General features: G+C 49.0%; 10 protein-coding genes, 2 tRNA genes and 1 pseudogene. 7 read left to right on the forward strand and 6 right to left on the reverse strand.

The features are described 5' to 3' along the window. Positions 1-320 precede the first annotated feature (320 nt). On the reverse strand, positions 321-1,379 hold the full coding sequence (dinB, locus tag ACNAU7_RS03780; RefSeq protein ID WP_416300824.1) for a DNA polymerase IV: 1,059 nt from the start codon (positions 1,377-1,379) through the stop codon (positions 321-323). 312 nt (positions 1,380-1,691) lie between these two features. On the opposite strand from dinB, the gene ACNAU7_RS03785 reads away from it, so the two are divergent. Both ACNAU7_RS03785 and ACNAU7_RS03790 read left to right on the forward strand, forming a co-directional pair. Next, on the forward strand, positions 1,692-2,108 hold the full coding sequence (locus ACNAU7_RS03785; RefSeq protein ID WP_196428783.1) for a hypothetical protein: 417 nt from the start codon (positions 1,692-1,694) through the stop codon (positions 2,106-2,108). A 172-nt stretch (positions 2,109-2,280) separates the two neighbouring features. After that, the gene (locus ACNAU7_RS03790; RefSeq protein WP_196428784.1) at positions 2,281-3,060 is read left to right on the forward strand and encodes a ferredoxin--NADP reductase; all 780 of its coding nucleotides are present in this window, start codon (positions 2,281-2,283) and stop codon (positions 3,058-3,060) included. Between the two features lie 210 nt (positions 3,061-3,270). Here the strand turns inward: ACNAU7_RS03790 and ACNAU7_RS03795 are convergent, their stop codons facing one another. Next, positions 3,271-4,656, reverse strand: a complete 1,386-nt coding sequence (locus tag ACNAU7_RS03795) for a PolC-type DNA polymerase III (RefSeq protein WP_416300827.1) — start codon at positions 4,654-4,656, stop codon at positions 3,271-3,273. Positions 4,657-4,773: 117 nt separating this feature from the next. Between ACNAU7_RS03795 and ACNAU7_RS03800 the strand changes: the two genes are divergently transcribed. Then, positions 4,774-4,850 (forward strand) — tRNA-Arg (locus ACNAU7_RS03800). 17 nt (positions 4,851-4,867) lie between these two features. Then, positions 4,868-4,942, forward strand: a tRNA-Glu gene (locus ACNAU7_RS03805). A 174-nt stretch (positions 4,943-5,116) separates the two neighbouring features. Here ACNAU7_RS03805 and ACNAU7_RS03810 read toward each other — a convergent pair. Together ACNAU7_RS03810 and ACNAU7_RS03815 are read right to left on the reverse strand one after the other, a co-directional pair. Continuing rightward, the gene (locus tag ACNAU7_RS03810; protein ID WP_025456992.1) at positions 5,117-5,458 is read right to left on the reverse strand and encodes a hypothetical protein; all 342 of its coding nucleotides are present in this window, start codon (positions 5,456-5,458) and stop codon (positions 5,117-5,119) included. A 219-nt stretch (positions 5,459-5,677) separates the two neighbouring features. Next, positions 5,678-5,824, reverse strand: a pseudogene (locus ACNAU7_RS03815) (IS5/IS1182 family transposase); the annotation flags it as partial. A 129-nt stretch (positions 5,825-5,953) separates the two neighbouring features. On the opposite strand from ACNAU7_RS03815, the gene ACNAU7_RS03820 reads away from it, so the two are divergent. Beyond that, positions 5,954-7,129, forward strand: a complete 1,176-nt coding sequence (locus tag ACNAU7_RS03820; RefSeq protein WP_416300829.1) for an NAD(P)H-dependent flavin oxidoreductase — start codon at positions 5,954-5,956, stop codon at positions 7,127-7,129. Positions 7,130-7,470: 341 nt separating this feature from the next. Here the strand turns inward: ACNAU7_RS03820 and ACNAU7_RS03825 are convergent, their stop codons facing one another. Continuing rightward, on the reverse strand, positions 7,471-8,019 hold the full coding sequence (locus ACNAU7_RS03825; protein WP_107863110.1) for a FixH family protein: 549 nt from the start codon (positions 8,017-8,019) through the stop codon (positions 7,471-7,473). 2 nt (positions 8,020-8,021) lie between these two features. Then, entirely contained in the window at positions 8,022-9,518 is a 1,497-nt protein-coding gene (ccoG, locus tag ACNAU7_RS03830) for a cytochrome c oxidase accessory protein CcoG (protein WP_416300832.1), read from the reverse strand. A 555-nt stretch (positions 9,519-10,073) separates the two neighbouring features. Between ccoG and tkt the strand changes: the two genes are divergently transcribed. Next, on the forward strand, positions 10,074-12,053 hold the full coding sequence (tkt, locus tag ACNAU7_RS03835) for a transketolase (RefSeq protein ID WP_416300834.1): 1,980 nt from the start codon (positions 10,074-10,076) through the stop codon (positions 12,051-12,053). Positions 12,054-12,199: 146 nt separating this feature from the next. After that, positions 12,200-13,588, forward strand: coding sequence for a class II fumarate hydratase (gene fumC, locus ACNAU7_RS03840; RefSeq protein ID WP_416300836.1), 1,389 nt, complete (start codon positions 12,200-12,202; stop codon positions 13,586-13,588). Positions 13,589-13,593 lie beyond the last annotated feature (5 nt).

Below are 13,593 nucleotides of genomic sequence, written 5' to 3' on the forward strand. Positions count from 1 at the left end.
TACCTATGATGTATAAGTCAGAATTGATTCAATACTTCAGTTTGAAATATAGTGAAACAAAAAGTGAATATCTAAAAGATAGATATAAAAAAATACTAAGTATAGTGGATTAACAAAAACCAGTACGGCGTTGCCTCGCCTTAGCTCAAAGAGAACGATTCTCTAAGGTGCTGAAGCACCAAGTGAATCGGTTCCATACTATTTGTACTGTCTGCGGCTTCGTCGCCTTGTCCTGATTTTTGTTAATCCACTATAAAGCAGCCATGCCGTCTGAAAACCGTTCAGACGGCATGTTTTTTCGACGGCGTGCGTAAATCGGTTTACGCCCACAAATCCTGCTGTTGGTTTTTCGGCACAAGGCGGCCGACACCGATACCGATGAGGCGGAACGCGTCTTCCGTCTGCGGCGGGACGCGCGCCATCAACATTTGCGCAGCCTGCAGCAGAGCTGCGCAGTCGGGCAATACGGAGGAATAAGTCAGCGTACGCATGATGATGCGGAAATCGTAGGTCTTCAGCTTGAGCGTTACGCTTTGGGCTTCGACGTTTTTGCGCGTGATTTGCCGCCACAAGTCTTCGGCAAGATGGGGCAGGTGTCCGGCAGCCTGCTCGAGAGGCAGGTCTTCGGGCAGGGTGATTTCTGTAGAGATTTGGAGGCGTTCGCGTTCGGCTTTGACGGGGCGTTCGTCCGTACCGCGCACCAAATCATAGAGGCGGTAGCCGTAGCGTCCGAAATGGTTTAAGAGCTCGCCGCGCTCGAAACGGCGCAAGTCGCCCGCCGTCTGCATACCCAGCGACTGCATTTTTTTCAGCGTTACCTTGCCCACTCCGGGGATTTTGCCCAAAGGCAGGGTTTCCAAAAATGCCATGACTTTGTGCGGCGGCAACACAAACTGCCCGTTCGGCTTGCGCCAGTCCGACGCGATTTTCGCCAAAAATTTGTTCGGCGCGATGCCTGCGGATGCAGTCAAACCCGTTTCCGCAAAAATGGCGGCGCGGATTTCTTTGGCAACTTCGCTGGCGTAAGGGATGTTTTTGAAATTATGGGTAACGTCAAGATAGGCTTCGTCCAGCGACAAGGGTTCGATTAAATCGGTATAACGCCTGAATACGGCGTGAATCTGCGCGGAAACCTGACGGTACAAATCGAAATGCGGCGGCACATACACCGCTTGCGGACACAGCCTTTTCGCCGTTGCCACCGACATCGCGGAATGCAGCCCAAACTGCCGTGCCTCATACGATGCGGCGCAAATCACCGAACGCTCGCCCTCCCACGCGACGACCACCGGCCGCCCTTTCAAATGCGGCTGTTCGCGCAGTTCTACCGATGCGTAGAATGCGTCCATGTCGATGTGGATGATTTTGCGTGAAGACATCGGCTCTGCTGAGGATAAAAGGGATATTTTACCGCCGGCATCGGGCAAATTCCAAATATACTAACAGGTTAAATACAAAAGAGTTGGCTGGATTAATTTTGGAAACTTATAAAAATAATGGTTTTTATCAAGCAGAAAGAAACAGTAATGGAAATTATGATATCGTAAGAAAAAAATTATCTGAAAAAATATTACCAAAATACAAGCAATACATTGATTCACTTAGATAATACCAGTACCGGATTTAAAATTCAGCAGAGGAGAAAACAAATCAGAGCACAAATTTCAGCCAGACAATGGAGAAGATAAAATATGAATAAAAATATACTTTATATATTTTCTTTATTAATCGCCATTGTTATTTCTTTTATATTTGAAAAGAATGTAATAAGCAAAATAAGTTTTAATTATAATAAAAAAGAATTCTTAATTAGTGATATAACGAATTTTAATTGGGATTATGTAAAACTGTATATAATCAATTCAGATTTCCAAAAAATTGTTTTTTATTATAAAGATAAGATAGTTTTTGAGGAATTAATAGAACTAGACAGAGAAGGGAATGTTTTACCTCAATATCTATTTGATTCAGATTTGGAAAATATTGAATATTACGAATGTGATTACAAGAATGGCAAGGTGCGGCTTTTAAAAAAAGAAAAATCACATTTTTTTGATGGATATTTTTATTATTATAAACCTATAAATTGTAGACCGAAACTTTTGTAAAACTGTCCATACTCATTACCGCCTAGTCAGTAATGCATTTTTTAGTAGTATTTGAAAAAGTATGATGATAAAAACGGTCAAGCCTAATTTTTTCATAAAATCCAGAAGAGTAAGGCAGAAAAAAACACCCAAATTGGCTATAATCCCGACAAACACACTCAAGGACAACAAAATGGCAGCATCGCCCGAAGCAAAATTTACCGAAGAAAAGATTTTGTGGGTCAAACACCACACGCCAAAACTCATCACTTTCGCCATCAGCCGTCCCGAATCCTACCGTTTTAAAGCCGGACAGTTCTCCCGACTCGGTTTCTACGAAGGGGAAGGCTTTATTTGGCGTGCCTATTCCATCGTTTCCGCAGAATATGCCGACACGCTCGAATATTTTGCCGTACTCATCCAAGATGGCCCCATGTCGGTCCGTTTCGCCAAAATGCAACAGGGCGACACCATCCTGCTCGATAAAAATGCCACCGGCTTCCTCCTGCCCGAACGCTTCCCCGACGGCAAGGATTTGGTAATGCTCTGCACCGGCTCCGGCATCGCCCCCTTCCTTTCCATTCTCGAACAACCCGAAATCCGGCAGCGTTTCGATACCGTCAACCTGATACATTCCGTATCTTTTCCCGAAGAATTGATTTTCAACGACCGGCTCGCCGCATTGTCCGAACATCCCCTGGTAGGCGAATACGGACACTCGTTCCGTTTCGTCCCTGTTACCACCCGTGCCGCCAATTCCGACGGATTGGGCGGCAAACGCATTCCCGAACTCTTAAAAAACGGCAGCATCGAACAGGCACTGCATACCAAGTTCACCCCGGAATCCACACGGTTTATGATTTGCGGCAACCCGGAAATGGTCAAAGACACTTTCCAAACGCTGCTCGACATGGGTTACGCCATGCACCGTAACCGCATTCCCGGTCAAATCATGATGGAAAACGGCTTCTAAAAACCACCCTGCTTGTCCGATGCCTTCGGATGGACGGGCAAACCGACACGGCACGAAAACCGCGTCGGCAAAAATGCCGTCTGAAAAAATTCAGACGGCATCTTCGGACACATTACCTGCAAACGGCAACACATTCCAACCCAAACCGATTAGGCAATCAATACGAACGGCTGTTTACATACTTACCGGCTTTCACCAACCGGTATCGATTTAACCGATTTCCTTAATATTTTTCCTGTCCGTTTTAAATTTCGCCTTAAACACATCCGGCAAATCTTTATCGAAATACCAAAGCCCATCATCCATTTCCAATGCGCCGCCCATTCCGTGCAGAACGACCGTTTTCCCCGTCAGCGGATCGGTTTCGGTAATTTCTACCTCATGCATTTTTCCCCAATCCAAGACAGACAACTTGTGTGCAAACGCCAAAACCTGTTCGTCTGAACGGCCGCACGCCTTATCACATCGGTCTGAAACATATACGGGACAAGGCTCATCCTCTGTATAACCGTCCGACAGGATACCGGCTGCGGCAGGACACAATCCGTATGTTTCCGCCCACGACGACAAAGCCCGTCTCGCCGCCTTTTTATTGGCAAATAATCCGGTAGGCGGATTATCCGCCACACCGTTTTTCAAAGCCGCTGTTTTCGCATTCAACATGCCGTCTGAACCTTTTTCAAACCTGACTGTCGTAAATGTTTTAAGCAGATTTTTGGCAGACACATAACAACCCGAATGATAACGCCCGACCAATTCCGCTTTAATCTTATATGCATGCAGGCTGCCCAAAGCGGGAAAAAAACGGACTTCCTCCGTATTGCACCAATCAAACGGAACTTTTCCTGCATCCAATAAAGCCGAAACCTCGCTATATACCCGTTCAAACGTACCGATATAATTTACTTTCCCTCCGCCGTCGAAACAGGCAAGCACCCCCATACCGTCAGGCAAACCGTACAACTGTTCCCTCAACCGTTCGGGCAGCGCGGCAGGCAGCGGTTTCGGATTCATCAAACGGAAACACTGCCTGATCCATGCCTCAACCCCATGTTCCGACAGGCTGTATTCCAAATAATCACACAATGCCGATACATCCGCCATCGCACGATGCCTGTCTTCTACAACAATCCCCAACCTTTCGATGATACTGTCCAGGCTGTGCTTGTAAAATTGCGGATACAGACACCGGGACAGCTGCACACTGCACAAAGCAGGCGATGAAAATCCGATACCCGCACGATGAAACTCATGCTTTAAAAACGTATAGTCGAAACGGCTGTTATGTGCAATCAACACACAACCCTTCAATACCGAAAACAACTCGCCGGCAATCTCTGCAAAAACAGGTGCGTCGGCAACCATGCCGTCTGAAATCCCCGTCAGCCCCGCCACAAACTGCGGAATAGGTTTTTGAGGATTAACCAGCCACTCATGCCTCACCACCCTTCCCTGCTCAAATTTGACCAAAGCCACTTCGGTTACCCTGTCTTCATACAGATTGCCGCCCGTCGATTCCAAATCAACCACGGCAACAGGCATTCCAAACCGTAAAAATACCTTTTCTAGCAAGGACCAGCGAGAAGTAACAATCATTTTATTCTCTTTAGATTCAAACAACAAACTAATATTTTACAATTTTAAGGCATTTCATCCAACAAAACAATTGACAGAATCCGATGATTACCCTAAAATTCAAATCTTTCTTGCAGTGCACCCGTAGCTCAGTTGGATAGAGTATCTGGCTACGAACCAGAGGGTCGGGCGTTCGAATCGCTCCGGGTGCGCCAGTAAGAAAATACAATATGCGCCCATCGTCTAGCGGTTAGGACATCGCCCTTTCACGGCGGTAACCGGGGTTCGATTCCCCGTGGGCGTGCCAAATTCCAAATCCCCGAGATTATCCCTCGGGGATTTTTTATTGCCTCGGCAACTCGTTACCATAGTTAAAATTTAACAAGCACTATTTTCACTTTTTATCCTTTCCTACAACTTCGAATTTACGTATCCACATAAATTTATATTTTCTACAATTTCAATACTATCCAATTATTGCTTATTCATTTTTCTTATAGTAACTGGGATATAGAGGGTGTTCAAATAAACCATCATCAATCATTTTCTCAATCTTCGCCGGCAAATCAACTTTATATACTTTGTTATAAATAGCTGTGCTTAAACATTCAAATCCGCCTCCCGAAGAAGCATCACCTAAAAAATTTTGAATTGCTTCTATATCGGGATAATGATCAGGATTATGTAGATAACGCATATATTCCTCTAAAACTCGTCTAATGTATAGAAAGTCTTTCAGGTTCATTGTTATTTTTTCCTTATCAGAAATAGCATCTAATCCATATTCAACGATATCTTTTATACTTGTATATTTTATCATCATCTTTACCTACCCCCTTCATCAGAATCTCAGACGTAATCGAATCATATTCAAACCTTTGCCGTGCAAACCGATATCCCATAACCGGATGCGGTGTCCGTCCAACATTTTACCCGATTGAAACGTCTGATATATTGCACCCCTTCAACGTGGCATTACTTTTCTTAACAATCCCCTTTGACAGCAACTGACTAGGGCTTTTTTATGCCATCATCAAATTTATAGTGGATTAACTTTAAACCAGTACAGCGTTGCCTCGCCTTGCCGTACTATTTGTACTGTCTGCGGCTTCGTCGCCTTGTCCTGATTTAAATTTAATCCACTATAATATTTTCTCTCCCGATTGAAACAGGCGTAACAGAATATGCCCGAAGCCCCGGCTGCTTTCTTGTTTACCGCTACGATATTTAGAGTATAATACCAAATTTGAGCAATGGTTCTAAAACAGTTAGAACCATTTTTCATGAGTCTGACTGATTCGTATACTCGGAGAAACTGATGCAGAATATTTTTGACCCCTTGATTATTCGTGGAAAATCCCTTATCCCCATCGTGCAAGGCGGTATGGGGGTCGGTGTTTCCGCATCGGGTTTGTCCAGCGCGGTGGCGCGTGAAAACGGTATCGGAACGATTGCCAGTGTGGATTTGCGCCACCTTCACGAAGACCTGCTCGCCGAATCCCAAATCAATCCGAGTGAAGAGAAATATACGTCTTTGAACTGTACCGCATTAGACAGGGAAATCCAAAAAGCCAAAAGTGCTTCAGAGGGAAAAGGACTGATTGCGGTCAACGTGATGAAGGCGGTCAAAGACCACGCCGCGTATGTCCGCCAGGCTTGCGAATCAGGGGCGGATGCAGTCGTGATGGGCGCAGGTCTGCCTTTGGACCTGCCGGAAATGACCGAGGGCTATCATAAAGATGTTGCCCTGCTGCCGATTCTATCCGAATCGCGCGGTATTAATATCGTCTTGAAACGTTGGATGAAAAAAGGCATATTGCCCGATGCGATTGTAGTCGAACATCCTGCCCACGCGGCCGGACATTTGGGCGCGTCAACCGTTGAAGGCGTAAACGATGCCAAATTCGATTTCAAACGCGTCATCGAAGAAACGTTTGAAGTGTTTAAAAATTTAGGGCTGGAAAGCGAAAAAATCCCGCTTATTTTGGCAGGCGGTATGGCAAATTTTGAAAAAGTCAAAACCGCCCTAAAGAACTGGGGAGCCTCCGCCGTTCAAATCGGTACGGCTTTTGCCGTTACCGAAGAAGGAGATGCACACCTTAACTTCAAAAAAACGCTTGCTGGTGCGGAAACTGAAAAAGTAGTCGAATTTATGTCTGTTGCCGGTTTGCCGGCACGCGGCGTACGTACCAAATTCCTAGACAGCTACATCAAGCGTGAAAGCAAACTTCAGGCAAACGCCAAAGCCGACCCGCGCCGCTGTACCCAAGGTTTAAACTGCCTGACCAGCTGCGGCCTGCGCGACGGGCTTTCCAAAGCAGGACAGTTCTGTATCGACATCCAGCTTGCCGCCGCATTCCGTGGAGAAGTGGATAAAGGCCTGTTCTTCAGAGGTAAAGACCCTCTCCCCTTCGGCAATGCCATCCGCACCGTCCGTGAGACAATACAATATCTGCTGACGGGGAGCGAACCTGTTGCAACAGTAGGACGCTGATGTCAAAACAGCCGATACCGTAGAAAAATGCCGTCTGAAGGGCTTTCAGACGGCGTTTTTCAGGTTGTGTTTCGGAATAGTGTCGAAAAAACGGAGAAAAATAAAAAACGTTTTTACGTGAACAAAACGCCTTCTGCATTGTGTCAGACATACAACATAAATGCTGTCTGAAGCCCTTCAGACGGCATTTTTCAGGCTGCGTTTCGGAATGGGTGTTAAAAAATAAACGGGATGAGATACATTTATTTTCGTCCGATAAATCAGACCATCACACCGAATAATCAAACAATGCCTGCCCGACATTGCATATAACAAACCAATGCAATGAAAACACGGCTTTTTTATTTGCTTCCGGCATTATTGAAAAGTTTGTCCATCGGGGTCAGATCGACCGCATTGCCCTGGCTGGTAATCCATTTGTTCTCGACGCGCCACACGCCTGCCGCATCTTCAACGCGCACATACCAGTGGTTGGTCGGCGGAAGGGTTTTGAACACCGCCTCATATTCCGCCCTGCCGTTCTGCGCGCTGCCGACAGGCTTAAGGTTTACGGTTTGATCGTCCGCCTTGCGAGTCGGATGCATCAACAGCAGCTTCAACGGTTGATTCCCGTCAAATTCACCGCTGACGAACACCTTTGCCGCATTCATATCGGGGGAAATGAGAACCTGCACCCCGATATGCCGTCTGACGGCTTCTTCATCCCGATGAAGCTGGATGTCGATATGCTTGCCGTCCTTATAATAATCGTCCGTAACCAAATCTGTCGCGTGCTGCTGTGCGACAAAAAACATGGCGACGCTGGCGATGACGACAAAAATCGGACCCGCCATCAAGACCCACGGCCAGACGTGTTTGTACCAAGGCTTGATTGGATTGTTTTGAGACACGGTTATTCTCCGATAAAGGTTGCGTCTTCTTCCAAAACAACCGGCTTGCCGTCTGATGCACCGCTTTCCCGGTATTGGAAGATAAACTCGATAGGATGACTGCCTTTGTCCGCGTATTCCGGAATGGTGGACACTTGGACGGGAAGAGTTACTGTTTCGCGCGGGGCAACCTTGATACCGCCTTCAGGCAGCCCAGTCAGGGCGATTTCGTCAAATCCTTTGACACTTGCGGTAATCAGCTGTTCTTTTTCGCTGTTGTTGATGATGCGCAGGCTATATGCGTTTTCCAGCCAGCCTTTGGCGTTTTCGCGCACCATTACGCCACGGTCTTTTAAAATATCGACTTCGACCATTTTGCGCGTGGACAAACCGACTAGGAAGGCGGCGATAACCACTGCCAACACCGCGCCGTAACCTGCCACGCGCGGTCTGAGCAGCCGTTTTTTAATGTCTTTTTCGGCATATTCGTGTTCCAGCGCGCTTTCGGTCGTATAACGGATTAATCCGCGCGGATAGCCCATTTTGTCCATAATCTCATCGCACGCGTCGATACAGGCGGCGCAGCCGATACATTGGTATTGCAGTCCGTTGCGGATATCGATGCCGACGGGGCAGACTTGGACGCACATCGCACAGTTGATGCAGTCGCCCAAACCCGCCTCTTCCTTGTTGACCGTTTTCTTGCGCGCGCCGCGCGGTTCGCCGCGTTCCGCGTCATAAGAAACAATCAGCGTGTCCTTGTCGAACATCGCGCTTTGGAAACGTGCGTACGGGCACATATGCAGGCATACTTTTTCGCGCATAATATGGGCGAAGAAGAAGGTCATAAAGCCGTAAAACGCTGCGGCAAACATCGCGCCGCCGCCTGCTACTCCGGTGAATAAATCGGGAACAAACCGGCGGATGGGGACAAACCAGCCGGCAAACGTGATGCCCGTCCACGCGCAAACAAGGAAAATCAACAGGTATTTGGTGGCTTTGATGCGGATTTTGGTGAAATTCCACGGCGATTTTTCCAGTTTCAGCCGTTTGTTTCTATCGCCTTCGACCAGGTTGTCGATCCACAGCATGATTTCCGTGTAAACCGTTTGCGGGCAAGAATAGCCGCACCACAGTCGCCCTGCAATCGTCGTCCACCAAAACAGCCCGAAGGCGCAAATCATCAGCAGCAGAGCAAGGTAAATCAAATCGCCCATCCCCAACGACAATCCGAAAATGAAGAAATGCCGTTCGGGGATATTGAAAACGACAGCCTGCCTGCCGCTCCAGTTGAACCACGGAATCACATAAAACACAAACTGGGTCGCCAACACTGCGGCGATACGCAATTTGGCAAACCGCCCTTCCGCTTTTTTCGGATGGATGCGTTCGCCTTCGGGATGGATTTGAATCACGCTGGCACGCGGATCAAACGTTTTTTTCACTTTCGGTGCGGCTTTTGTTTGTTCGGACGGGCTGTGCTCGGGTTCCGGATTACCGGCTTGATTTTCCGTGGTCATGCTACGTTCCTTGATTTTTGATTAATGGTTTGTCCGTCGTGGCTACTGTTTTCTTTTCAGACGGCATTTTGCTTTTTTTGATGTCTTTACGTTTTGATATTTCCAGAAAATATATTTTTCTCAAAATACACTCTTGCTATTGTACAACTTTATGCACTTATTGATACGCAAAAAGATAAATATCCGAACAATACCGCCCCAAATGCACCTCCCCTTCACGGACAAAGCCATATATGCTGAAAACTTCCTTATTTGAATATAATTAAAAAACAACGGGTAAGAAATAAATAGGCAAATGACTGCAAAAAACGTCGATACCCCATCATAAACAAACACTATTTATTTAATAAATAATTTGTAACACTTTGTTTTCAAAAGTATAGAAACACCTTTCACATCCAAGCTGAAACCGATATCCCGATACTCGGAGCATATATCCTTCCGGCACAGCCGTACCGCCCGCTCCTCCTTTTCTTGAAAGCATATACGAATCGGGCGATAATCAACGCCTTCTGACCATCCACTTATCCAAAACACCAGCAAGGAAGATATAAAATGTCTCAACTGGCAAACGCAATCCGTTTCCTCTCCGCAGATGCCGTTCAAAAAGCAAATTCCGGCCACCCCGGCGCGCCCATGGGCATGGCGGAAATGGCAGAAGTATTGTGGACGAAATTCCTGCATCACAATCCCGCCAACCCCAAATTCTACAACCGCGACCGCTTCATCCTCTCCAACGGCCACGCGTCCATGCTGTTGTACAGCCTGCTGCACCTGACCGGCTACAACCTGAGCATTGAAGACCTGAAAAACTTCCGCCAACTGCACAGCAAAACCCCCGGCCACCCCGAATACGGCTACACCGACGGCGTGGAAACCACGACCGGCCCGTTGGGACAAGGTATTGCCAACGCAGTGGGCATGGCATTGGCAGAAAAAATCCTTGCCACCGAGTTCAATAAAGACGGTTTGAACATTGTCGATCATTACACCTACGTCTTCATGGGCGACGGCTGCCTGATGGAAGGCGTATCGCACGAAGCCTGTTCGCTCGCCGGCACTTTGGGCTTGGGCAAACTGATTGTTTTATATGATGACAACAATATTTCCATCGACGGCAAAGTGGACGGCTGGTTTACCGAAAACATCCCGCAACGCTTTGAAAGCTACGGCTGGCACGTCGTTCCCAATGTAAACGGCCACGACACCGCCGCCATTCAAGCCGCTATCGAAGCCGCACGCGCCGAAACCGGCAAACCGTCCCTCATCTGCTGCAAAACCTTAATCGGCAAAGGCAGCGCCAACAAAGAAGGCAGCCACAAAACCCACGGCGCGCCTTTGGGTGCGAACGAAATCGAAGCCACGCGCAAACATCTGGGTTGGGCATATCCTGCGTTTGAAATCCCGAAAGAAATTTACGATGCGTGGAATGCCAAAGAAAAGGGAGCGAAACTGGAAGCCGAATGGAACGAACTCTTCGCGCAATATCAAGCCAAATATCCTGCCGAAGCCGCAGAATTCGTGCGCCGTATGGATAAAAAACTGCCGGAAAACTTTGACGAGTACGTTCAGACGGCATTGAAAGAAGTGTGCGTCAAAGCCGAAACCGTCGCCACCCGCAAAGCCAGCCAAAACAGCATCGAAATCTTGGCAAAAGAGCTGCCCGAACTGGTGGGCGGCTCTGCCGACCTGACCCCGTCCAACCTTACCGACTGGTCAAACAGCATCTCCGTTACCCGCGACAAAGGCGGCAACTACATCCACTACGGCGTGCGCGAGTTCGGTATGGGTGCGATTATGAACGGTTTGGCATTGCACGGCGGCATAAAACCCTTCGGCGCTACTTTCCTGATGTTCAGCGAATACGAGCGCAACGCCCTGCGTATGGCGGCACTGATGAAAATCAACCCCGTGTTCGTATTCACCCACGATTCCATCGGTTTGGGCGAAGACGGCCCGACCCACCAACCTATCGAGCAAACCGCCACCCTGCGCCTGATTCCGAATATGGACGTATGGCGGCCGTGCGACACCGCCGAATCTCTGGTCGCTTGGGCGGAAGCGGCAAAAGCCGAAGACCATCCGTCCTGCCTGATTTTCAGCCGCCAAAACCTGAAATTCCAAGCGCGCAACGAACAACAACTGAACGACATCAAACGCGGCGGCTACGTCATCAGCGAAGCCCAAGGCAACACCCAAGCCGTCATCATTGCCACCGGTTCCGAAGTCGAGCTGGCTTTGGAAGCGCAAAAAGCCCTCGCCGCGCAAAACATCGCCGTACGCGTCGTTTCCATGCCGTCCACCAACGTATTCGACCGCCAAGATGCCGTCTATCAAGCCGCCGTCCTGCCCGAAGGCCTGCCGCGCATCGCCGTAGAAGCCGGACACGCCGACGGCTGGTACAAATATGTCGGACTGAACGGCGCAGTCGTCGGCATCAACCGCTTCGGCGAATCCGCCCCTGCCGACTTACTCTTCAAAGAATTCGGCTTTACCGTGGACAATGTGGTTGATACTGTGAAATCCGTGCTGTAACCCCACACCTAAACAAATGCCGTCTGAAACCAATTAAGGCTTCAGACGGCATTTGTTTGCCCTCCGCCTTGATGCTTCCTCATTCCGCCAATCTCCATTATAATATTTGCGAATCACTCTTATTCACATTTCAAAAGGAGAAACGTATGAACACCCGCACCGAACACGACACCATGGGCAATGTCGAAGTCCCGTCCGAAGCCTATTGGGGCGCGCAGACCCAGCGCAGCCGCAACAATTTCAAAATCGGCGGCGAAACCCTGCCGCAGCCGCTGATTTATGCTTTGGCGTTGGTGAAAAAAGCCGCCGCCGCCACCAATGTTTCCCTCAGCAGGATTAAGCCCGAACAGGCGGATTTGATTACGCAGGCGGCGGACGACGTGTTGAACGGCAGGCTTGACGGGCAGTTTCCATTGGTGGTGTGGCAGACCGGTTCCGGCACGCAGTCCAATATGAATATGAACGAAGTGCTGGCGAACCGCGCCAACGAAATTGCAGGTACAGGTTTGGCGGCGTACCGGCCCGTCCATCCCAACGACCATGTGAACCACGCGCAATCGACCAACGACGCGTTCCCGACCGCCATCCACGTCGCCGCCGCGATTGAAATCAACCGCCACCTTATTCCGGCGGTAAAAGCCTTGCGCGATACATTGGACAAAAAAGCCCAAGCCTTCGCCCCCATCGTCAAAATCGGCCGCACCCACTTGCAAGACGCGACGCCGCTGACTTTGGGACAAGAATTTTCCGGCTACGTTTCCCAGCTTGATCACGGCTTAGGCCGTCTGAACGACGCGCTCAAAGGTCTGTACGAACTCGCTTTGGGCGGCACGGCGGTCGGCACGGGTTTGAACAGCCATCCCGAATACGCCGAAAAAGCCGCCGCCAAACTCGCCGAATTGTCCGGCCTGCCGTTTGTCAGCGCGCCGAACAAATTTGAAGCCTTGGGCGGACGCGATGCCGCCGTTGCCGCTTCGGGCGCATTGAAAACACTGGCGGCAAGTCTGAACAAAATCGCCAACGATATCCGCTGGCTGGCAAGCGGCCCGCGTTGCGGTTTGGGCGAAATCAAAATCCCCGAAAACGAGCCGGGTTCGTCCATTATGCCGGGCAAAGTCAACCCAACCCAATGCGAAGCGATGACCATGGTGTGCTGCCAAGTGTTCGGCAACGACGTAACCATCGGCATGGCGGGCGCGTCAGGCAATTTCGAGCTGAACGTCTATATGCCCGTCATCGCCTACAACCTATTGCAATCCATCCGCCTGTTGGGCGACGCGTGCAACAGCTTCAACGAACACTGCGCCGTCGGCATTGAACCGGTACCGGAAAAAATCGACTATTTCCTGCACCATTCCCTGATGCTGGTTACTGCGTTAAACCGTAAAATCGGCTACGAAAACGCCGCCAAAGTCGCCAAAACCGCCTACAAAAACGACAAATCGTTGCGCGAAACCGCCATCGAATTGGGCTTGTTGACGGGCGAAGAGTTTGACGAATTGGTCGTCCCTGCCGATATGGTTCATCCGCGCTAATCCTT

Source organism: Neisseria sp. LACPHL-SPEC-2024-00856 (assembly GCF_047915665.1).
Lineage (GTDB): Bacteria > Pseudomonadota > Gammaproteobacteria > Burkholderiales > Neisseriaceae > Neisseria > Neisseria polysaccharea.